The organism is Parasedimentitalea maritima (assembly GCF_005771405.1).
GTDB lineage: Bacteria > Pseudomonadota > Alphaproteobacteria > Rhodobacterales > Rhodobacteraceae > Parasedimentitalea > Parasedimentitalea maritima.
In genome coordinates this window covers 181,031-200,947 of the sequence record NZ_VAUA01000004.1, presented here as the reverse complement: position 1 = coordinate 200,947, position 19,917 = coordinate 181,031, and the positions used below count along the sequence as shown (strand labels likewise).

The following is a 19,917-nucleotide window of genomic DNA, read 5'->3' as shown; positions in this document are numbered from 1 at the left end:
GGGTTTTAGGTCGGAACAGCACCCAATACGACGCTGCTCCTTTTTGGATTACACTGATCGGGTTAGCCCGCCGTCAATACGAATATTCTGGCCTGTGGTATAGGCCGCACCATCAGAGGCCAGATAGGCAATCAGAGCCGAGATTTCGCGTGCAGTACCATACCGCCCCATTGGAATGCGGGCCTTGCGATCCTCAGTTTCAGGAAGGCTGTCGATAAAACCGGGTAGCACATTGTTCATTCGCACGCCTTGAGCGGCGAACTTATCTGCAAACAATTTTGTAAAGCTGGCGAGTCCAGCCCGGAATACACCCGATGTCGGGAACAGCGGGTCAGGCTCAAACACCGCAAACGTCGATATGTTTATGATCGAACCACTGCCCTGCGCTGCCATGATTGGAGCCACCAAACGGCTGGGGCGGACTACGTTCAGCAAGTAGTAATCCATGCCCAAATGCCAGTCGTCGTCACTGATATCCATGATATCCCCCTTGGGTCCGTGGCCCGCAGAATTGATCAACACATCAATCCGCCCCCAACGGTGCATCGCTAGGTCCACCAGGGCCTGAAGATCGGCTGTTTCAAGGTTTGATCCGGTGACGCCTACGCCGCCAAGCTCGTTCGCCAGCGACTCCCCTTTGCCAGAGGCAGAGAGAATCGCCACCTGATACCCATTTGCTGCCAAATGCCGTGCTGCATCGGCGCCCATACCGCTGCCACCAGCCGTAATCAGTGCTACTTTGGTCATATCTTGCTCCTATCTGTTATAAGTAAGATGGGGCCAATCAGCGCACTTGACCAATCATCTCTCATCGCGCAAGCCTGTAGGAAAACTATTGGCTCAATTCAAATGCGACCTCCTAACTTAAACTCTCTGCGGATGTTTGATGCCGCCGCCCGGCATCTGAATTTTCGCTTGGCCGCGGAAGAACTGAATTTGACACAGGGCGCAGTGGCGCAACAGGTACGTCGGTTGGAAACGGAGCTTGGGCACAAGCTGTTCTTGCGGCAGGCGCGTGGATTATCACTAACCGATACTGGCCGCAGATATCATAACCCAGTGCGCCAAGCGCTGGCGCTGATTGAGGACGCAACCAATAGCCTTGTCCCTGCCGAGCAAAAGGTAACACTGTCTGTGCCGCCATCTTTTGCCGCCAAATGGCTGGTTCCACGTTTGCCCGACTTTGAGGCAACGCATCCGGGCATTGAACTGCGAATTCTGGCCGAGGAGGCTCTGAGTGATTTCAAGCATGACGGCATTGATCTGGCGATCCGGTTGGGTCCGCGCCCCAGTGATCTGGATCTGCAATCTGAATGCTTGTCGCCCCTGGATATGGTTGCCGTTACAAGCAAAAATGTGGCTCTAACGTTGAAAGATACGCCCACGTTGGAAAGTCTAACCAAGCACACGCTCATCCAGGATGGGCACCATTACTGGGATCAATTGTTACGAAACGCCGGGCTAACTACGCAAAAACGCTTATTACAGTTCAACCAAACTGCACTTGCGATGGATGCTGCGATGAACGGTCTGGGGATCGCACTGGTACCACAGATTTTTCTGGGCAATCCCTCGCTGCAACAAGTCTGGCTTACCCCTGCCATAAAAGACGCTGGTTTTTATGTTGTCTGGCCTCGCAGAAAAGCACCAAACCCAGCACGGAAAACTGTCGTGAACTGGCTACTGTCACAAAGAGGCGATGTATATTAACGGAAAACAAAACGGGCGCCTTGTTGGCGCCCGTCGTGAAACTTGATTTTACAAAGTATTAGGCCCGTACCAGCGCCTCATAGGCTTCTGCAATCTCGCGGGTCATTTCTCCAACCTCAAACGTATAGTCGCCTATCTGCCCTACCGGGGTTACTTCGGCAGCAGTTCCGGTCAACCAGCACTGTTCAAATCCAGCCATTTCTTCGGGCATGATATGACGTTCGTGCACAGTGATGCCACGCTCCTTGAGCATTCCAACCACAGTCTGGCGGGTGATACCGTTCAAAAAACAATCCGGCAGCGGTGTGTGTACTTCACCGTCTTTCACGAAGAAAATATTTGCGCCGGTCGCTTCGGCCACGTAGCCGCGGTAATCCATGAACAACGCATCAGAGCAGCCTTTGGCCTCGGCCTTGTGCTTGGAGATCGTACAAATCATGTAAAGGCCAGCGGCCTTGGCATGCACAGGGATGGTTGCAGGACTGGGCCGTTGGTACTCTGCGATGTCCAACTTGGCGCCTTGCATTTTAGCGTCGCCATAATAGGCACCCCAACCCCAAACCGCGATTGCCATACGCACCGGGTTCTTGGCCGAAGCGACCCCCATGTCCTCGCCCGAGCCACGCCATACCAATGCGCGAACGTATGCGTCCTGCAGCCCACTGGCTTTTAGCGCCTCTTCCTTGGCTGCTTCGATATCGTCTACCGAATATTGCATCGGCATATCCAACGCTTCAGCCGACTTGATCAGGCGCTCCGAGTGTAGGCGGCTTTTGAAAATCTTGCCGTTATAGGCGCGCTCACCCTCAAAAACTGAAGAGGCATAGTGCATGGCATGAGACAGCACATGCACCTGTGCATCGCGCCAATCAACCATTTCGCCATCCATCCAGATAACACCATCCCGATCATCATATCCCGACATGCTGTTTCCTCCTAAGCATCGTCATCTTTTCGTTTGTTGCGTCAATTAGGGCCGAAAAGGACATATTATTGCGCCAAAACTGAGATTCGATACCTCTTCGCTCTTGGAATGTCAATAACGCTGACTTAAACTGGGCACGATTGAAAGATGGGGGCGCGTTATGTCGGATGGACGTTCAAGTCAGAGTTTTGGCGGTGAAAGCCTGCTATTCCTCACTGACGAACAACTCAGGCAGGGGATTGAGGCAATGTTCTTTGCCTATCGCGGCTTTACGGCTGACCCTGACCGCATCCTGACGGAAATGGCCTACGGTCGCGCCCATCACCGCGCCATCCACTTCATCAATCGCGCTCCCGGAACCACCGTGAATAACCTTCTCACCATTCTAGGCGTGACGAAGCAGTCTTTGAATCGGGTGCTCCGTACATTGATCGGTGATGGCCTGGTCGAGAGCCGCGTCGGCACTATCGACAAGCGCGAGCGGCATCTGTTCCTGACGGACGCAGGCCACGCACTGGAGGCGACCCTATCTGATGCCCAGCGCGCACGGATGCGAGCCGCATTCAAGGATGCGGGACCCGAAGCGGTGCACGGCTTCAAAAGAGTGTTGGAGGCCATGATGGATTCGGACATGCGGCGCGCCTATGCCAAAATGCGGGACGCAGGCTCATGAGTGGTTTTGACGCCCATCTGTTGATTGTAGATGACGATGAGCGGATCCGTGACCTGCTTAAGAAGTTTCTAGTTCGGGCCGGTTTTCTGGTGACTTCTGCCCGGGATGCTGCCCACGCCCGTAGGGTACTGGACGGTTTAGAATTTGATCTGATCGTGATGGATGTCATGATGCCGGGCGAAGACGGGATATCGCTGACCACCAGCCTACGCGAGACTCTCAGCACTCCAATCATGCTGTTAACGGCCCGTGGTGAAACCGAACACCGCATTACAGGGCTAGAGGCTGGGGCTGATGACTATCTGGCCAAGCCATTTGAACCCAAGGAACTGTTACTCCGAATCAACGCAATTCTGCGCCGTATGCCAGAAACTTCAGCGCAGGAGGCAGCGCCCAAAGTCCTGCATTTGGGACCGATCCGGTATGATATCGACCGTGGTGAAATGTGGCAGGGCGACCAGCTTATTCGGCTAACCGGCACCGAAAGTCAGCTGATGAAAATCTTTTCAACCTGCCCAGGCGAAGCCGTCAGCCGTGCCAAACTGGTCGAAGATCTGGGTCGTGACAGGGGTCAAGCACAGGAACGCGCGGTGGATGTTCAGATCACCCGACTGCGTCGCAAAATCGAACCAAACCCAAAGCAACCACAATACCTGCAAACGGTACGCGGCGCCGGATATATGCTTGCCCCTGACTGATTTCAGCCAATACGCGATTTTCGGACCACACCCCTACCATATTGTTTAAAATCAGAAAAACTTACTTCGTTGCTTCGCCCAACACGCGCAAAGGCCAGCTATACCTCGCTGAACCCTTGGGTTGAAAAGGCAATATATTTAAAGAAGAGCACAGCCACGGTGCACGCTAGCTGGTGACAATTCCAGACCTACTGTCCCAGGTCCACTGAAACGCTCCAGTTGCCCGACAGCTCCATTGCGGGCATCCAGAAGAAAGACAAACACCAACTTGCCGCCGCCCCGTTAGGCATCCTAATGTCATGGCCAAACATCCTTTGAGATATTGCCATGACCACTGCCTTGATCACCCATGCCGATTGCCTGTCCCATGTGGCACCCGCGGGCCATCCCGAATCCGTGGCCAGATTGGAGCATGTGCTCCATGCACTGGAACCCCTGGATCTAATGCGCGTCACTGCGCCAATGGCCGCCGATGATGATATTCTACGTATCCACCCGGCCTCTTACCTTGCGAATCTACGCGCAGCACTTCCCTCTCAAGGCCTGGCCAACATTGATGGTGACACCTTTTTGTCCCCCGGATCACTAGATGCCGCATTTCGTGCTGCCGGGGCCGCAGTGCGCGGTGTGGATATGGTGTTGGCTGGCGAAGTTCAAAACGCGTTTGCTGCTATCCGCCCGCCTGGCCACCACGCCGAAACCGACACATCTATGGGTTTTTGCCTGTTTGGAAATGCAGCTTTGGCCGCAAAGCATGCGTTGGATCACCACGGCCTGAAACGCGTGGCGGTGGTGGATTTTGACGTCCACCATGGCAATGGAACTCAAGACTTGTTGTGGGATGAGCGCCGGGTACTGGTGATTACTTCGCAACAAATGCCACTCTGGCCGGGTTCAGGTCGAGCGGATGAAGACGGTGCCTATGGAAATGTTCTCAACATCCCTCTGCCACCTGATAGCGATGGCAGTGAAATGCGTGCCCAATATCAAGCACAAGTCTTTCCCCGCCTCCGCGACTTTAAACCTGAGTTGTTGGTGATTTCAGCTGGATTTGACGCTCATCGCGACGACCCACTGGCAAATCTCAACTGGTCCACCCAGGATTTTGCCTGGCTCACCGCTGAACTCTGCGAAATTGCGCAAGACCTGTGCGATGGCCGTATCGTCTCGACTTTGGAAGGTGGGTATGATCTGAACGCGCTGAGCACCGCCTGCGCGGCACATGTGACAGAAATGATAAAGGCATCGGCATGACCCAGACACCCGTCGAAGAGATGAGTTTTGAATTGGCGATGAAGGAGTTGGAAACCGTAGTTGGCCAGTTGGAACGCGGCGACGTGGCTCTGGACGATTCGATCGCACTCTATGAACGGGGTGCAGCATTGAAAAAGCGATGTGAAGATGAGTTGAAGCGCGCCGAGGAAAAGGTCGCTGCAATCACATTGGACGCCAATGGCAATGCCACTGGCACAAAGCCACTGGACGCAGGCTGAGCCTATGTCCGCGTCCACAGTTGTGCGGCAAGAAACGCCGACACCAAAGTTTACACACGCCTTAAGCCGCACACAGCAGCTGGTCTCCGCCCGTATGGAAGACGCTTTGATCGGCGACGACACTTTGCTAGCGGCGATGCGTTATGCCATCACCGGAGGCAAAATGCTGCGGGGTTTTCTGGTATTGGAAAGCGCCCGGTTGCATGAGGTCAGCGATGAAGTGGCGCTGGACGCTGCTCTGGCGATCGAATGTATGCACGCCTATTCGCTTGTACATGACGATCTGCCCTGCATGGACGACGACGACTTGCGTCGAGGTCTACCAACCCTACACCGCAAATGGGATGAAGCTATGGCGGTGCTGGCTGGAGATGCCTTGCAAACGCTAAGTTTCGAACTGCTTGCTAACCCAAAATTTGGGGCTAATGCTCTAACACTGATCCGCATGCTGGCCCAGGCTTCCGGCAAAGATGGTATGGTCTCGGGGCAGATGCTCGATATCGCCGCGGAAACTAGCCCTCAACCACTGACGCTGGAACAGATCATCCTTCTGCAAAGACGTAAGACAGGCTGCCTAATTTCCTGGTCAGCCACCTCTGGCGCAGTGATTGCGAACGCGGACACTGCGCCACTGCGGCACTATGCCGAAGCTCTTGGCCTTGCTTTTCAAATTACTGACGACATTTTGGACGTTGAGGGCGATGCTGAAAAAGTTGGCAAGCGTGTACGTAAAGATGCCGAGGCTGGTAAGGCGACATTTGTGTCTGTTTTAGGGTTAGATGCAGCCAAGGCGCGCGCCCAGCAATTGTGTAATCAGGCCTGCGCTGCCTTAGATGTTTACGGTGATCGTGGCGAAACCTTGCGCGAAGCCGCCCGTTTCGTTATTTCGCGCGACAGCTAATTGCCGCCAGAGGAGGCGCCGCATGCCCGAACAAACCACTAACCGACCCAAGACGCCTTTGCTGGATCAGATCAACCGTCCCGCAGATCTGAAGTCGCTAAGTGACTCGCAACTGGCACAAGTGGCCAATGAATTGCGTTCGGAAACCATTTCGGCGGTCTCCACCACGGGTGGGCATTTGGGTGCTGGCTTAGGCGTTGTTGAACTAACGGTGGCTCTGCACGCTGTGTTTGACACCCCGCGTGACAAATTGGTCTGGGACGTTTCGCATCAATGTTATCCGCACAAGATCCTGACTGAACGTCGCGATCGCATCCGTTCTCTGCGTATGAAAGACGGATTATCCGGTTTCACCAAACGCAGTGAATCGCCTTACGATCCATTTGGCGCAGCGCATAGTTCCACCTCGATCAGTGCTGCACTTGGCTTTTCTGTCGCTCGCGATTTGGGCGGTGTTGTGCCCGAGGGTCTAGGCGACGGTATAGCTGTAATCGGCGACGGGTCGATGTCAGCAGGCATGGCGTTTGAAGCGATGAACAATGCAGGCCATCTGGGCAAACGCCTGTTTGTCATCCTTAACGACAATGAGATGAGCATTGCACCTCCGGTTGGGGCGCTGTCATCCTACCTTTCGCGGCTATATGCTGAGGAACCGTTTCAGGAATTAAAGGCCGCCGCTAAGGGTGCAGTATCCCTACTGCCGGAACCATTTCGCGAGGGCGCCAAGCGTGCCAAAGATATGCTGAAAGGCATGACTGTTGGCGGCACCTTGTTTGAATCGCTTGGTTTTTCCTACATTGGCCCCATTGATGGTCATGATCTAAGCCAACTACTACCGGTTTTACGTACAGTCAAAACGCGCGCCACCGGCCCAGTTTTGATCCATGTATTGACCAAAAAAGGTAAAGGCTATGCCCCGGCCGAAGCCGCCCGTGACAAAGGCCATGCCACCGCCAAATTCGACGTAGTAACGGGTGTGCAGAAAAAGACTCCATCAAACGCTCCGTCTTATACCGGGGTATTTGGTGACGAACTGGTCAAACTGGCCGCCAAAGACGACAAAATCTGCGCCGTGACCGCAGCAATGCCAGATGGCACCGGGCTGAACCTGTTTGCCGAACGCTACCCCTCGCGCTGTTTTGACGTAGGCATTGCCGAACAACATGGCGTAACCTTCTCAGCCGCTTTGGCCGCAGGTGGCATGAAGCCCTTCTGCGCGATGTATTCTACGTTTTTGCAGCGCGGGTACGATCAGGTTGTACATGATGTGGCCATTCAGCGCTTGCCGGTGCGATTTGCCATCGACCGCGCCGGTTTGGTCGGCGCCGATGGGGCCACCCATGCCGGCAGTTTTGACATTGGGTTCATGACCAACCTGCCGAGTATGGTTGTAATGGCCGCCGCGGATGAGGCTGAGCTGGTACATATGGTTGCCACCGCTGCTGCACATAACGATGGACCAATTGCTTTCCGTTACCCTAGGGGGGAGGGCGAAGGCGTTGAGATGCCAGATGAGCCGCAAGTACTGGAGATCGGCAAAGGCCGGATGATCCAATCTGGCTCCCGCGTGGCACTATTGTCGTTCGGCACCCGGCTGGGTGAGGTCCGCAAAGCCGCCGAAGCGCTATCGGCCAAAGGGATCACTCCAACGATTGCCGACGCGAGATTTGCCAAACCGCTGGACCGCGAAATGATCCTGGATCTGGCCGCTAATCATGAGGCACTGATCACCATCGAAGAAGGTGCCGTGGGTGGCTTTGGCTCGCATGTATCGCAGTTGCTTGCCGATGAAGGCGTGTTTGATCGCGGGCTAAAGTATCGCTCGATGGTGCTGCCCGACATCTTTATCGATCAGGCAAGCCCGGCGGATATGTATAAGGTGGCCGGAATGGATGCGGCCCAGATCGAAGCCAAGGTTCTGGATGTGCTGGGCGTGGCAACGATTGGCGAGAAACGTGCGTAAAACGGTTTTCCTATTTAAAGAAGCTGATGATAAAAAAGAACACACCTGCAAGAACGACTTCAATCTAGGTCGAATAAGTATCGGCCTTGCGTTGTGCGTGAAAATTTTCACGCAATAAAACTATGCAGTTGGCAATCGTTTCGTCGCCCAGCACATAAACCGGAAGCTTGTCAGGAGCTGTCAAAGCCAGCCGTCTCAGCTGGTTTTTCTCATCCTTATCCCGGGCAAATCCAGGGAGAGTTCTCTCATACCATTTCCGGTGCTTGCGTATGGCAACCAGCGCTTCAGGAAAACGCTTCTTCATTCGCTTATGAAGTTGATCAAGCGTGGGATCCGTATCGTTAGACATAGATCCTTCCTTTCACCCCGCCACAGATCACAATGCAGGAGGCTCTGCCGGGGGCACAAATTTCTCCATATCCTCAGCCTTGAACACGGCCTGTAACCCGGTGCGATAGTCGGGGTACCGTAGCTTTACTCCCAACTCATCCTTGATCAGCGCATTCCCAACCCGCTTATTCTCACTATAGAAACTGCGAGCCATTGGGGTCATTGCGGCCTCTTCAAACGGCACCTCGGGCGGCATGGCCAAGCCCAGCAGTTCGGCCGTATAGCTAAGCACGTCCTGGGGTGGCACTGGGACATCGTCACAGACATTGTAGACTGCGCCGGGATTGGGCTGGGCGATCGACGCTGCCAACACCTGAGCAATGTCATCAACATGAATGCGCGAGAACACCTGACCCGGCTTGATGATCAACCGCGCTTTACCAGACATCAATTTGGCAAACGGCCCGCGACCCGGTCCGTAGATGCCTGCCAGCCGAAAAATATGCAGCGGCAGACCGGCGATGGATTGCCACTGGGCCTCGGCCTGCGCACGCCATTTTCCCCGGTCAGCAGATGGAGTGATCGGCGTGGTTTCGTCCACCCAACCACCGTCATGATCGCCGTAGACAACGGTTGTTGATAGATAGCCCACCCACTCCAACGTCGTGGCGGCCGCAATTTTGTCTCGCAATGCGGCCAGGATCGGATCACCCTTAGAAGTGGGCGCAATCGAGGACAGCACATGGGTGACACCTTGTAGCGACACATCATCGCCCGGCCAGGTCATCATTTCTACGCCATCTTCAGCGATCAACTCACGTGATGTTCCTATCACCCGCCAACCATCAGCAAGCAGTAAGCGTGCCAATGCACGGGCCGAATATCCATATCCAAGGCAGAGCAGTGTTTTTTTCATGCTGCATAAATGCGCCGCGCGCGCCTGGTGCGCAAGGGGGTCGCGGACACTGACATCTTCTTGTCATCAAAGAGAGTGTATTCGGGAACTCAGAACAATACGGGGGCTTGCGCTCGGCGCGACAATCATAACAATTGGCACATGACAGACATAGTTTTTCCAAGTTGGCCCGACGTCGCCCCCAAACTCATTTCAGTTGCCGCCGGACGCGCGTTTGCAGATACGGTTATACGCCAAGGTAAATGGGTAAATGTTCATACCCGCGAAGTTCTCCCCGATCATGACATTGCCATCGTAGCCGGGCGTATCGCCTATGTTGGTCCCGATGCCTCCTATTGCACTGGACCGGACACCCAGGTGGTCGAGGCCAATGGCCGCTTTATGATCCCTGGCTTGTGCGACGCCCATATGCACATTGAGTCCGGCATGCTGACCCCAGCCGAATTTGCCCGCGCCGTTATCCCGCATGGCACCACGTCGATGTTCACCGACCCACATGAGATTGCCAATGTGCTGGGTTTGGACGGCGTGAAGTACATGCATGACGAAGCGCTGATGCAGCCCGTCAACATTTTCACCCAAATGCCATCCTGTGCACCTTCGGCCCCGGGACTTGAAACCACAGGGTATGAAATTTCACCCGAGGACGTGGCTGAAGCAATGTCGTGGCCCGGCATCGTGGGCTTGGGCGAAATGATGAATTTCCCCGGTGTGGCAAACGCCGACCCCAAAATGTTAGCCGAAATTGCAGCGACGCAACGGGCCGGGAAAACCGTAGGCGGCCATTATGCTTCGCCCGATTTGGGGCCGAACTTCGCCGCCTATGTGGCGGGCGGGCCGGCAGACGACCACGAAGGCACCTGCGAGGCAGATGCGATCGCTCGGGTCCGCCAAGGTATGCGGTCGATGATGCGACTAGGTTCCGCCTGGTACGACATTGAAAGTCAGATCACCGCGGTGACAGAAAAGGGATTGGATCCACGCAGTTTCATCCTATGCACTGACGATTGTCATTCTGGAACACTGGTCAACGATGGCCATATGAATCGGGTGGTACGTCATGCCATTGCTTGCGGTTGCGATCCAATCGTTGCCTTACAGATGGCAACCATCAACACCGCCACACATTTTGGGCTGGAGCGCGACATTGGTTCGATCACACCAGGCCGTCGGGCGGACATCATCCTGACTTCAGATCTGACAGAACTGCCCATCGAGACCGTAATCGCTCGAGGCCGAATTGTAGCGGAATCAGGCTCTATCAAGGTGGATTGCCCACATTATGATTGGCCTGATAGCGCCCGCGGCACCATACATCTGGGCCATGAACTCGGCGCTAAGGATTTTGAGATCACAGCTCCCGAAGGCGCTAACGGTGTTACGGTCAATGTTATTGGCATGGTTGAAAACCAGGCTCCAACCAAGGCGCTCATGGCGGATCTACCCGTTCTAGATGGGTTAGTCGAAGGTGAAGGCGACACCATGCAAATCGCCCTAGTTGAACGTCACCGCGCGACTGGTGGCGTCACCAATGCCTTTGTTTCAGGTTTTGGCTATCAAGGGAAAATGGCGATGGCATCATCCGTCGCGCATGACAGTCACCACATGATTGTGGTCGGCACTGACCGCGAGCAAATGGCGATGGCTGCCAACCGTCTGGCCGAAGTTGGCGGCGGCGTTACGCTGTTCCGTGATGGTGAAGAACTCGCGCTGATAGAATTACCCATCGCCGGATTGATGTCGGATAAACCAGCGACCGAGGTGGCCGCCAAAGCTCAGGCCTTGGGTGAGGCAATGCAGGCCTGTGGGTGTTCTCTGAACAACGCCTACATGCAGCACTCACTATTGGCATTAGTGGTCATTCCTGAATTGCGAATATCCGATCTTGGCCTCGTCGACGTGCGTACTTTCCAGAAAATTCCAGTTATTGAGTCCGTCACATGATTTCCATTTCACTTCCTCAACACCCAAAACCCGAAAACTTCACCGATGCAACCGCAGCTGTCCAGCGGCTGCAACTGCTGTACCAACAGGCCACAGACTTTCTATGTGAGGGCTTTACAAAGGCCATGGCGGATGGCGCGCCAGATGATCAGCGTATCCGTGCCTTCTATCCGGAAATTCGCGTCGCTACCTCCAGTTTTGCCCAAGTTGATAGCCGCCTAAGTTTTGGTCATGTTGCTGCTCCAGGTGAATACGCCACGACCGTCACCCGCCCAGATCTGTTCGAAAACTATCTGACGCAGCAGATTGCTCTGTTGATCCGCAATTATGGCCAGCCAATCACCATTGGCGTGTCTGACACACCAATCCCGGTTCATTTTGCGGTTGCAGCGCAGCCTGGTCTGACAATCCCACAAGAAGGCGCTGCTGGCTTTACCCTGCGCGACGTCTTTGATGTGCCGGATCTGGCGACCACCAACGACGATATTGTAAATGGTACTTATACCCCTGCGAATGGCACAGGCCCATTAGCCCTGTTCACTGCACAGCGTGTTGATTATTCGCTGGCACGATTGGCACATTATACTGCCACCGACCCAGACCACTTTCAGAACCATGTATTGTTTACCAACTACCAGTTCTACGTCGCAGAATTCGAGGCCTATGCCCGAGCGCAATTGGCGGACCCGGAATCTGGCTACACCAGTTTTGTCAGCACTGGAAACCAAGAGATTACCTCGGCTGATGCTGAAATTCCCAAAACGGCCAAGCAACCGCAAATGCCCACCTATCACCTAAAGCGAAAAGATGGCAGCGGCGTAACACTGGTCAACATCGGCGTCGGCCCCTCAAACGCCAAAACGGCGACCGACCATATTGCTGTACTACGCCCGCATGCATGGCTGATGGTTGGCCACTGTGCCGGGTTGCGCAACACTCAGGCGCTTGGCGATTTCGTATTGGCCCATGCCTATCTCCGTGAAGATCACGTGTTGGATGACGACCTGCCTGTCTGGACCCCAATTCCTGCCCTTGCAGAAATCCAAATTGCACTTGAGCAAGCGGTAGAAGAAGTAACCGAACTGGAAGGTTATGACCTGAAGCGCATCATGCGAACCGGCACCGTTGCCACCATCGACAATCGCAACTGGGAGCTGCGCGATCAGTCTGGCCCAGTACAGCGGCTGAGTCAGTCGCGTGCGGTTGCGCTGGATATGGAGAGCGCGACGATTGCCGCGAATGGGTATCGCTTTCGCGTTCCATACGGCACGTTACTATGTGTTTCTGACAAACCACTGCATGGTGAACTCAAGCTTCCAGGCATGGCCTCAGACTTCTATCGCACCCAAGTTTCGCGTCACCTGATGATCGGTATACGCGCAATGGAACGCTTACGCGGAATGCCTTTAGAGCGGCTGCATAGCCGGAAATTGCGCTCGTTCGACGAAACCGCCTTTTTGTAAGGAAGATTTCTGCGGTTTTCAGCCAAAAATGGCTCGTTTTACCCTTATTTCGTTACACTATTCGTTGTGTTAGCCCACAACATAACGCTAAGATTACGCAATGAGGCCCCATAAGTCGGGCAGACGTAAGGAGACAAAGAATGTCCAAACCAATGACAAAGACCCAACTCGTAGCCGCTCTGGCCGAAGATATGGGTGCTGACAAAAAAGCTGCAGGCGCTGCTCTGGAAGCCGTTTGTGCACTGATCACCCGTGAAGTATCCGGTGGCGGCGCTGTGACTCTGCCCGGCGTTGGCAAAATCTATTGCCGCGAGCGCCCAGAGCGCGAAGTGCGCAACCCTGCCACAGGTGAAAAGTTCATGAAAGAAGCCGACAAGGTGGTCAAAATGACTATCGCCAAGGCGCTGAAAGACAGCGTTAACGGCTAAGCTTGAAATTACTTCGAGTTTCAGAAAGGGTCGCCCCAGAGGCGGCCCTTTTTTGTGCCGCTCCGATAAAGGATAAAGCCGCATGGATGGCGTAAACTTATTGTTGATCATGGCAGCTGGACTGCTGGCGTGTCTCAGCCCCGGCCCAGCAACGCTGACCATTGCCGGAACCGCGATGCAACGCGGGCGTAAGGCTGGGTTGATTGTAGCCGCAGGCGTCTCTACTGGTTCGCTGATCTGGTCAGTAGCCGCGGCCTTTGGTCTGGGGGCAATCATGCTTGCCAATGCCTGGATGTTTGAAGCGGTCCGGTATTTCGGCGCTGCTTATCTGATGTATCTGGCGATACGTTCAGCACGCTCTGCCCTCACCCCTGGCACTCCTAAATTGCACAGTTCAGCGGCTAAATCATTGAAGTCGATCTATGCCAAGGGGCTCGCCCTTCATCTGACCAACCCCAAGGCTGTTCTGTTCTTTGGCTCGCTCTACGCGATCGCGATTCCACCCGGCACCGAGCCGTCAGTTTTGTTGACAGTGATCACGGTCATCGCAGTTCAAAGCTCTCTGATTTTCCACGGCTATGCCTTGCTGTTCTCAAGCGCCGCCGCCGTACGTATCTACCAACGATTGCGCCGCACGTTCGAAACCCTGTTTGCCGCTGCGTTTGCCACAGCTAGCTGGCAAATCTTTACCGCACGGCTGGGTTGATCACATGGATGCACGCGCAATTGCCATGGGGCTTGCATTTGCCCTGATGTGGTCATCCGCCTTTACCTCAGCCAGAATTATCGTCACCGATGCCTCACCACTGTTTTCACTGGCTATGAGGTTCCTGGTTTCCGGCTTGCTTGGTGTCGCCATTGCCAAGGTGATGGGTCAAACTTGGCACCTTAGCCGTGGTCAATGGCGCGCCACAATGATCTTTGGAATCTGCCAGAATGCGCTTTACCTGGGCCTCAATTTTGTGGCCATGCAGACCATAGAAGCCTCGCTCGCCGCTATTATTGCCGCCACCATGCCACTGCTGGTGGCGCTGGCTTCTTGGCTGATATTCGGCGAGCGGCTAAAACCACTAGGCATCATCGGGTTAATCGCAGGGGTTTTGGGTGTAGCCCTGATCATGGGTACCCGTGTCAGTGCCGGCGTTGATCTGTTTGGGATGGCACTTTGCGGTGTAGGAGTCTTAGCATTGACCCTGGCAACACTATCACTACGCGGAGCAACATCGGGTGGCAATTTCATGATGGTAGTCGGGCTTCAAATGCTAATCGGCTCCGCCTTGTTGTTTGTTGCTGCACCGCTGTTCGAAGACATCTACATCACGCCAACCCTGCCATTGGCGCTGGCCTTTGTTTATACAACATTGGTCCCCGGCCTGATTGCCACCTTTATTTGGGTTCTGTTGTTGAACCGCATTGGGCCCTTGCGTGCTGCTACGTTCCATTTCCTTAATCCAGTCTTTGGCGTCACCATCGCCTATTTCTTACTAGGAGAACGGCTCGGTGGTCTGGACCTAGTCGGTGTGCTGATTGTTACAGCTGGTATTCTTGCTGTACAACTGTCACGCCAACCCGTCGCAACGGCAAAAGCAGCAGCCGAGTGACTTTTCAAATCATCGGACATCGCTACAACTATTCTGAATACTATCAAACCCAGGCAGAAGGGGATGAAAATGAACGCCAATTTAGATCAGGTGCTACAGGCCATCGACACGGCCAATGCAGCGGACCCAAATCTGGAAGATGGTCAGCCAACAGAACTGCTGTACGGGCAACGTATGAGTGATGAACTGACACGGCTGTTTCCAGACGCAAGCGATCTGCTGCAAATTGCTGCCCGTGGCCAACATGTGGAACGATGGAAGCTAAAGCGAAAATCATATCCCGAGGGTCGTGTAGGATATCTGACCTGGCGCAAGGATCAGGGCCGTCATCACGCCGACGTGGTTACTGCCATGATGCAAGATGCAGGCTTTGACGCCTCAGATGTCGAGGTCACTGGCCAGATGCTGCGCAAGGAAGGTTTGAAACGGAATGCAAACGTGCAGGCCTTGGAAGACGTGATCTGTTTTGTCTTCATCAAATGGTATTTCGCCCCCTTTGCCGCCAAACACTCGCCCGAAAGAATTCAGGACATCGTGGAAAAGACCGCGCGCAAAATGTCTTCCGAAGGCCGCGCGCGCGTGCTGCAGGAGTTCGATCTGCCCGAAAACCTAGCGACGGCTTTTTCATCGTAACCACTGACGCCTATCGTTGATGGTGTCCTCAGATCGGATGCCAATCTACTACGTCGATAGGTATCAGACCGCTCTAACTAGCATGAAAGCGAAACTCTTCTCCAAAGAAAGCCGTGAATGTTTCCGTTTGTAGAGATGTGTCAACATCATTAGCAGAATCCACCCAAACCGTGAAAATGACCTTCCCCACCTGGATCAGTTTTAAGAGTTCTGACTTTGCATTCACATTTGGCCCGTGGGTAGTCATATTAGAAGTCTCGACTAGAATTCTGCCTACAGCTGGTAGATAGGCAAATGCGAAAATGCACTGTTCATCGGGATATTCAATATAGAAAAGCGGAGCCCGCAAACGGGTCACGAGCTCTTCCATCGTCGCATATATCACTCCCGCCTCAACCCCTTTAGCACTTGGCCAAATACTTCCTTTTAGTTCGACATCCAAAATAGGTACTGACAACAATCTGGCCCCTAAAATTCAATTGACCATCCAAATGGCCAGTTATCTCTTTCATCAATATTGCACAGTTTCGCGAGTGATCTGAAATATTGCTTTGCATTTGCCACCTTCCAACCCATCTACTGCTCAACGCGAACAACCGGAGCACCACATGACAAAATACAGCAAAAACCCGGACGTGATTGCCGCCCTGTCGCAAGAAGAATTTCACGTAACCCAACAGTCGGGTACCGAACGCCCCGGCACCGGAAAATTGTTGGGCAACAAGGAACCCGGCCTCTATGTCGACATCGTCTCGGGCGAACCGCTGTTCGCCTCAGCGGATAAGTATGAATCTGGTTGCGGTTGGCCAAGCTTCACCAAACCAATTGAGCCAACCAATGTGCAGGAGCTGCAAGACCGTGGCTTGGGTATGATCCGTACAGAGGTCCGCTCGACCCATGGTGACAGCCATCTTGGCCACGTCTTTCCCGATGGACCAACCGACCGCGGTGGCTTGCGCTACTGCATCAACTCCGCCTCTCTGCGCTTTGTCCATCGAAACGACATGGAGGCCGAGGGCTATGCCGAATATCTTGATCAAGTAGAGGATGTAACATGAGCACCACTGAACGCGCAGTTCTGGCTGGAGGATGTTTCTGGGGCATGCAGGATCTGATCCGTAAGCGCCCCGGTGTGATCAGCACACGGGTAGGCTATACCGGCGGCGACGTGCAAAATGCCACCTATCGTAATCATGGAACACATGCTGAAGGAATCGAAATCATTTTTGACCCGGCAGTGACATCATTTCGTCAGATGCTGGAGTTTTTCTTTCAAATCCATGATCCAACAACAGCCAACCGCCAAGGCAATGATATTGGGATGAGCTATCGCTCTGCCATTTACTTCGTCAACGAAGATCAAAAGGCAGTCGCAGAGGACACCATCGCCGATGTTAACGCTTCAGGGCTCTGGCCTGGCAAAGTGGCAACCGAAGTGGAACCAGTGAGCGACTTTTGGCAAGCCGAGGCCGAACACCAAGACTATCTGGAAAACCGCCCAGACGGCTACACCTGTCATTTTGCCCGACCAGATTGGGTCCTGCCCAAACGCGCAAAAGCGTCCTGATACAGGGTCGCCAACCGGCTCAGCCTGTTGGCGACAACCGCAAGGCCGCCCATCGCGCAGCATCTGCAACAGCCTCATCCGGATCATCAATCAGCGACTGCGCAACACCGCGCAACTGGCCATCTCCCGAATTGCCAATCGCATACAGCACATTGCGCACAAACCGATCGCGCCCTATCCGTTTGATTGGTGACCCTGAAAACATTGCCCGAAATGCAGGATCATCCAAAACAGCCAGCTCAGCCAGTTTGGGCGCCTTCAGCTCTTCACGTGCGGCGTAACGCATGTCGCTAGCTGAAACCGCAAATTTGTTCCATGGACAGGCCGCCAGACAGTCGTCACAGCCATAAATTCGATTGCCTAGTTTTTCCCGCAGATCTTCTGCAACCGCACCTTTGTATTCGATTGTCAGATATGAAATGCAACGCCGCCCATCCAAGCGATATGGCGCGACAAAAGCATCAGTAGGACAGGCATCCAGGCAAGCACGACATGACCCGCAACGATCTGGCTCAGCTGCATCTACCGGGAGTTCCAAAGTGGTAAAAACAGACCCTATAAAGGCCCAATTCCCCCAATCCCGGCTCACAAGATTGCTGTGCTTGCCCTGCCAACCCAGCCCTGCGGCCTGCCCTAACGCCTTTTCCGGTACCGGCGCAGTGTCGACGAAGACCTTAACCCCGACCTCCTCATCCTTAGAGGCTTCAATTAGCCAACGGGCCAACCGCTTCAGCCGCTTTTTCACCAGGTCGTGATAGTCCTTATTCTGGGCATAAACAGAAATTGCACCTCGGTCCTGATGCTTTAAAATTTCTGTTGGATCATGTTCAGGTGCGTAGCTTTCGGCCAACATGATGACCGATCGCGCTTCAGGCCACAGCAGCGCTGGATCGCCACGCCAGTGGGTGCGCTCTGCCATCCAGCCCATCTGCCCGTGATACTCTGCCTCAATGAAGGCCGCCAGTCTCCCTGGCACCAAGGGTACATCCCATGGGCGACAAATGCGACAAGAGACAAAGCCCTCATCTAACGCCCGCGCCACCAAGTCCTTTTTTAAAGCTGATCCCATGTTCATCTAGCCCTAAATATCCTTGGGGGGAGCCGTCAGGCGATGGGGCAGACAGCCCCAAATCAACACCCAATTATCAGAAATCCAAGTCAGCGTAATGCGGTGGAGGCCGAAATCCTGACACCTGGTCCGCAAGAATTGATCTGAACGCGGGCCGGGATTTGATTTTTGCGTACCAGTCTTTGACCACAGCCGAGCGATTCCAATCCACATCCGAGATATAATCTAGCGATGACAAATGTGCAGCGGCGGCGAAATCCGCCAAAGTCATCACATCACCAGCCAACCAGCGGCGTTGATCCAACAACCAGGCCATATAGTCCAAATGGTACTTAATCGCTTTGGCACCGTCCTTGACGTTACGACTATCAGGATACCCCTGCCCCGTAATCTTCTTGTTGACCCGTTCGTACAGCAGCTTTGACGTCACCTCATGATGAAATTTGTCATCGAACCAAGACACGAGCCGACGGACTTCGTAACGGGCCTCTGGGTCTTTGGGCATGAGCGAGGGCTCGGGCCGGGTTTCTTCCAAGTATTCGCAAATTGCGGCGCTTTCGGCCATCGTTTTACCATCCAACCGGATAACCGGCACCTTAGCCGCTGGGTTACGACGCAGAAAATCCGGGTCTGCTTCCCAATATCGTTCTTCGACCAATTCCACTTCGATCTTTTTCTCCGCCAGGGAAAGGCGGACTTTGCGGCAGAATGGGGAAAGCGGTACGTGATGCAGGCGGGCCATTGGGTTCAATTACGTCCAGAAACAGAGGAGAGTTGCCCACCAGCAATGCCCCGCAGCGCCAAAGAATTCAATCCTCGAAACACTTAGAACGGCCATCTGCGCGGATGGTGGCCGCACCGTCGGCGATTTGAACCGCCCGGCTTTGTACTGCGGCACTGGGATCTGAGGCCGACCTGCTTTTGGGGGCAGGCAGAAGTGCCGCCAACAAAGCTGCCTGACGTGAGTTCAGTTGATCCGGACCCACACTAAAGTAGTGCCGCGACGCTGCCTCAACACCAAAAATGCCTTCACCCATTTCAGCGACGTTCAAGTAAACTTCCAAAATACGCCGCTTGCTCCACACCGCTTCAACCGCAGGGGTAATCAGGGTTTCCAGCGCTTTTCGCAACCAGCTGCGCTCTTGCCAAAGAAACACATTCTTAACAACCTGTTGTGAAATGGTTGAGCCGCCACGTTGACTGCCCTCATCCAGCGCTGCGCGCACGGCCCGGATGTCAATTCCCCAGTGTTGGCAAAATCTTGCGTCTTCAGCGGCTACTGCAGATCGCGCCATAACCGGAGCAATATCTTCCAGTGGCACCCATTCTTGATCAACATCGCCTAACCGATGCTTCTCTGACCACATGGTATGGGTCGTGGGAGGGTTCACGACTGAGTACAACAGAATCAAAAAGCCAATCAGCCCTACAAATGCCAGCACTGCTCGCAACACCCAGCGCCGTAACCAGCGCCTCGGCTGAGACACTGATTTCTTACCCTTGCTTTTTTTTGTCTTCTTGGTTTTTGCCATATTGCCTCTATAGGCCACTGGTTGGGCCGCTCAAACCCGTAAATCGCCGCAATCCGGCGAAACAAACATGG

At 54.2% G+C, this 19,917-nt stretch carries 23 protein-coding genes; 15 read left to right on the top strand and 8 right to left on the bottom strand.

Features of this window, described 5'->3' with window-relative positions:
* Positions 1-48: 48 nt before the first annotated feature.
* Entirely contained in the window at positions 49-747 is a 699-nt protein-coding gene (locus FEE96_RS09565) for an SDR family oxidoreductase (RefSeq protein ID WP_138162809.1), read from the bottom strand.
* Between the two features lie 102 nt (positions 748-849).
* Here FEE96_RS09565 and FEE96_RS09560 point away from each other — a divergent pair, with 102 nt between their 5' ends.
* Positions 850-1,710 carry a LysR substrate-binding domain-containing protein gene (locus FEE96_RS09560; RefSeq protein ID WP_212744755.1) on the top strand — a complete coding sequence of 287 codons (861 nt, stop codon included), beginning with the start codon at positions 850-852 and terminating at the stop codon, positions 1,708-1,710.
* 58 nt (positions 1,711-1,768) lie between these two features.
* Here FEE96_RS09560 and FEE96_RS09555 read toward each other — a convergent pair whose 3' ends face one another.
* Positions 1,769-2,635: a branched-chain amino acid aminotransferase gene (locus FEE96_RS09555; RefSeq protein ID WP_138162808.1), complete on the bottom strand. Its 867-nt coding sequence runs from the start codon at positions 2,633-2,635 to the stop codon at positions 1,769-1,771.
* Positions 2,636-2,795: 160 nt separating this feature from the next.
* Here FEE96_RS09555 and FEE96_RS09550 point away from each other — a divergent pair, with 160 nt between their 5' ends.
* The 6 genes from FEE96_RS09550 to dxs all read left to right on the top strand — a co-directional run bounded on the left by FEE96_RS09550 (position 2,796) and on the right by dxs (position 8,363).
* Positions 2,796-3,308, top strand: a complete 513-nt coding sequence (locus tag FEE96_RS09550; protein WP_138162807.1) for a MarR family winged helix-turn-helix transcriptional regulator — start codon at positions 2,796-2,798, stop codon at positions 3,306-3,308.
* On the top strand, positions 3,305-4,006 hold the full coding sequence (locus FEE96_RS09545) for a response regulator (protein WP_138162806.1): 702 nt from the start codon (positions 3,305-3,307) through the stop codon (positions 4,004-4,006). The genes FEE96_RS09550 and FEE96_RS09545 overlap by 4 nt, the downstream gene beginning before the upstream one ends.
* 327 nt (positions 4,007-4,333) lie before the next feature.
* Positions 4,334-5,260: a histone deacetylase family protein gene (locus FEE96_RS09540; RefSeq protein ID WP_138162805.1), complete on the top strand. Its 927-nt coding sequence runs from the start codon at positions 4,334-4,336 to the stop codon at positions 5,258-5,260.
* Positions 5,257-5,499: an exodeoxyribonuclease VII small subunit gene (locus FEE96_RS09535; RefSeq protein ID WP_138162804.1), complete on the top strand. Its 243-nt coding sequence runs from the start codon at positions 5,257-5,259 to the stop codon at positions 5,497-5,499. The genes FEE96_RS09540 and FEE96_RS09535 overlap by 4 nt, the downstream gene beginning before the upstream one ends.
* A 4-nt stretch (positions 5,500-5,503) precedes the next feature.
* A complete protein-coding gene (locus tag FEE96_RS09530; protein WP_138162803.1) occupies positions 5,504-6,400 on the top strand; it encodes a polyprenyl synthetase family protein in 897 nt (298 codons plus the stop codon).
* A 22-nt stretch (positions 6,401-6,422) separates the two neighbouring features.
* The gene (gene dxs, locus FEE96_RS09525) at positions 6,423-8,363 is read left to right on the top strand and encodes a 1-deoxy-D-xylulose-5-phosphate synthase (RefSeq protein WP_138162802.1); all 1,941 of its coding nucleotides are present in this window, start codon (positions 6,423-6,425) and stop codon (positions 8,361-8,363) included.
* Between the two features lie 64 nt (positions 8,364-8,427).
* Here dxs and FEE96_RS09520 read toward each other — a convergent pair whose 3' ends face one another.
* Both FEE96_RS09520 and FEE96_RS09515 read right to left on the bottom strand, forming a co-directional pair.
* Positions 8,428-8,712 carry a hypothetical protein gene (locus FEE96_RS09520; RefSeq protein WP_138162801.1) on the bottom strand — a complete coding sequence of 95 codons (285 nt, stop codon included), beginning with the start codon at positions 8,710-8,712 and terminating at the stop codon, positions 8,428-8,430.
* Between the two features lie 27 nt (positions 8,713-8,739).
* Positions 8,740-9,609: an SDR family oxidoreductase gene (locus tag FEE96_RS09515; RefSeq protein WP_138162800.1), complete on the bottom strand. Its 870-nt coding sequence runs from the start codon at positions 9,607-9,609 to the stop codon at positions 8,740-8,742.
* Between the two features lie 141 nt (positions 9,610-9,750).
* Between FEE96_RS09515 and ade the strand changes: the two genes are divergently transcribed.
* The 6 genes from ade (at position 9,751) to FEE96_RS09485 (ending at position 15,678) form a co-directional block, all read left to right on the top strand.
* On the top strand, positions 9,751-11,553 hold the full coding sequence (gene ade / locus FEE96_RS09510; protein WP_138162799.1) for an adenine deaminase: 1,803 nt from the start codon (positions 9,751-9,753) through the stop codon (positions 11,551-11,553).
* Positions 11,550-13,016 carry an AMP nucleosidase gene (locus FEE96_RS09505; protein WP_138162798.1) on the top strand — a complete coding sequence of 489 codons (1,467 nt, stop codon included), beginning with the start codon at positions 11,550-11,552 and terminating at the stop codon, positions 13,014-13,016. The genes ade and FEE96_RS09505 overlap by 4 nt, the downstream gene beginning before the upstream one ends.
* Before the next feature lie 140 nt (positions 13,017-13,156).
* On the top strand, positions 13,157-13,444 hold the full coding sequence (locus FEE96_RS09500) for an HU family DNA-binding protein (RefSeq protein WP_138162797.1): 288 nt from the start codon (positions 13,157-13,159) through the stop codon (positions 13,442-13,444).
* Between the two features lie 82 nt (positions 13,445-13,526).
* Positions 13,527-14,150, top strand: a complete 624-nt coding sequence (locus FEE96_RS09495; RefSeq protein ID WP_138162796.1) for a LysE family translocator — start codon at positions 13,527-13,529, stop codon at positions 14,148-14,150.
* A gap of 4 nt (positions 14,151-14,154) precedes the next feature.
* Positions 14,155-15,045, top strand: coding sequence for a DMT family transporter (locus FEE96_RS09490; protein ID WP_138162795.1), 891 nt, complete (start codon positions 14,155-14,157; stop codon positions 15,043-15,045).
* A gap of 69 nt (positions 15,046-15,114) precedes the next feature.
* Positions 15,115-15,678, top strand: a complete 564-nt coding sequence (locus FEE96_RS09485) for a DUF4202 domain-containing protein (RefSeq protein WP_138162794.1) — start codon at positions 15,115-15,117, stop codon at positions 15,676-15,678.
* Positions 15,679-15,751: 73 nt separating this feature from the next.
* Here the strand turns inward: FEE96_RS09485 and FEE96_RS09480 are convergent, their stop codons facing one another.
* Positions 15,752-16,135, bottom strand: coding sequence for a hypothetical protein (locus FEE96_RS09480; protein WP_138162793.1), 384 nt, complete (start codon positions 16,133-16,135; stop codon positions 15,752-15,754).
* Between the two features lie 151 nt (positions 16,136-16,286).
* On the opposite strand from FEE96_RS09480, the gene msrB reads away from it, so the two are divergent.
* Positions 16,287-16,736 carry a peptide-methionine (R)-S-oxide reductase MsrB gene (msrB, locus tag FEE96_RS09475; protein WP_138162792.1) on the top strand — a complete coding sequence of 150 codons (450 nt, stop codon included), beginning with the start codon at positions 16,287-16,289 and terminating at the stop codon, positions 16,734-16,736.
* Positions 16,733-17,245, top strand: coding sequence for a peptide-methionine (S)-S-oxide reductase MsrA (msrA, locus tag FEE96_RS09470; RefSeq protein WP_138162791.1), 513 nt, complete (start codon positions 16,733-16,735; stop codon positions 17,243-17,245). Before msrB ends, msrA begins: the two co-directional genes overlap by 4 nt.
* 19 nt (positions 17,246-17,264) lie before the next feature.
* On the opposite strand, the gene queG is transcribed toward msrA, so the two are convergent.
* The 3 genes from queG to mtgA all read right to left on the bottom strand — a co-directional run bounded on the left by queG (position 17,265) and on the right by mtgA (position 19,846).
* Positions 17,265-18,320, bottom strand: coding sequence for a tRNA epoxyqueuosine(34) reductase QueG (gene queG / locus FEE96_RS09465; protein WP_138162790.1), 1,056 nt, complete (start codon positions 18,318-18,320; stop codon positions 17,265-17,267).
* A gap of 70 nt (positions 18,321-18,390) precedes the next feature.
* Positions 18,391-19,056: an FtsZ-binding protein FzlA gene (gene fzlA / locus FEE96_RS09460; RefSeq protein ID WP_138162789.1), complete on the bottom strand. Its 666-nt coding sequence runs from the start codon at positions 19,054-19,056 to the stop codon at positions 18,391-18,393.
* Between the two features lie 67 nt (positions 19,057-19,123).
* Positions 19,124-19,846, bottom strand: coding sequence for a monofunctional biosynthetic peptidoglycan transglycosylase (gene mtgA / locus FEE96_RS09455; RefSeq protein ID WP_138162788.1), 723 nt, complete (start codon positions 19,844-19,846; stop codon positions 19,124-19,126).
* Positions 19,847-19,917 lie beyond the last annotated feature (71 nt).

Excerpts from the sequence above, each read along its gene's own strand:
- ade (WP_138162799.1), top strand. The coding sequence starts at position 9,751 with ATGACAGACATAGTTTTTCCAAGTTGGCCCGACGTCGCCCCCAAACTC.
- FEE96_RS09560 (WP_212744755.1), top strand. The coding sequence starts at position 850 with ATGCGACCTCCTAACTTAAACTCTCTGCGGATGTTTGATGCCGCCGCC.
- dxs (WP_138162802.1), top strand. The coding sequence starts at position 6,423 with ATGCCCGAACAAACCACTAACCGACCCAAGACGCCTTTGCTGGATCAG.
- FEE96_RS09485 (WP_138162794.1), top strand. The coding sequence starts at position 15,115 with ATGAACGCCAATTTAGATCAGGTGCTACAGGCCATCGACACGGCCAAT.
- FEE96_RS09545 (WP_138162806.1), top strand. The coding sequence starts at position 3,305 with ATGAGTGGTTTTGACGCCCATCTGTTGATTGTAGATGACGATGAGCGG.
- FEE96_RS09535 (WP_138162804.1), top strand. The coding sequence starts at position 5,257 with ATGACCCAGACACCCGTCGAAGAGATGAGTTTTGAATTGGCGATGAAG.
- msrB (WP_138162792.1), top strand. The coding sequence starts at position 16,287 with ATGACAAAATACAGCAAAAACCCGGACGTGATTGCCGCCCTGTCGCAA.
- FEE96_RS09500 (WP_138162797.1), top strand. The coding sequence starts at position 13,157 with ATGTCCAAACCAATGACAAAGACCCAACTCGTAGCCGCTCTGGCCGAA.
- FEE96_RS09495 (WP_138162796.1), top strand. The coding sequence starts at position 13,527 with ATGGATGGCGTAAACTTATTGTTGATCATGGCAGCTGGACTGCTGGCG.
- FEE96_RS09565 (WP_138162809.1), bottom strand. The coding sequence starts at position 747 with ATGACCAAAGTAGCACTGATTACGGCTGGTGGCAGCGGTATGGGCGCC.
- FEE96_RS09490 (WP_138162795.1), top strand. The coding sequence starts at position 14,155 with ATGGATGCACGCGCAATTGCCATGGGGCTTGCATTTGCCCTGATGTGG.
- fzlA (WP_138162789.1), bottom strand. The coding sequence starts at position 19,056 with ATGGCCCGCCTGCATCACGTACCGCTTTCCCCATTCTGCCGCAAAGTC.
- queG (WP_138162790.1), bottom strand. The coding sequence starts at position 18,320 with ATGAACATGGGATCAGCTTTAAAAAAGGACTTGGTGGCGCGGGCGTTA.
- FEE96_RS09555 (WP_138162808.1), bottom strand. The coding sequence starts at position 2,635 with ATGTCGGGATATGATGATCGGGATGGTGTTATCTGGATGGATGGCGAA.
- msrA (WP_138162791.1), top strand. The coding sequence starts at position 16,733 with ATGAGCACCACTGAACGCGCAGTTCTGGCTGGAGGATGTTTCTGGGGC.
- FEE96_RS09550 (WP_138162807.1), top strand. The coding sequence starts at position 2,796 with ATGTCGGATGGACGTTCAAGTCAGAGTTTTGGCGGTGAAAGCCTGCTA.
- FEE96_RS09530 (WP_138162803.1), top strand. The coding sequence starts at position 5,504 with ATGTCCGCGTCCACAGTTGTGCGGCAAGAAACGCCGACACCAAAGTTT.
- FEE96_RS09515 (WP_138162800.1), bottom strand. The coding sequence starts at position 9,609 with ATGAAAAAAACACTGCTCTGCCTTGGATATGGATATTCGGCCCGTGCA.
- mtgA (WP_138162788.1), bottom strand. The coding sequence starts at position 19,846 with ATGGCAAAAACCAAGAAGACAAAAAAAAGCAAGGGTAAGAAATCAGTG.
- FEE96_RS09540 (WP_138162805.1), top strand. The coding sequence starts at position 4,334 with ATGACCACTGCCTTGATCACCCATGCCGATTGCCTGTCCCATGTGGCA.
- FEE96_RS09505 (WP_138162798.1), top strand. The coding sequence starts at position 11,550 with ATGATTTCCATTTCACTTCCTCAACACCCAAAACCCGAAAACTTCACC.
- FEE96_RS09520 (WP_138162801.1), bottom strand. The coding sequence starts at position 8,712 with ATGTCTAACGATACGGATCCCACGCTTGATCAACTTCATAAGCGAATG.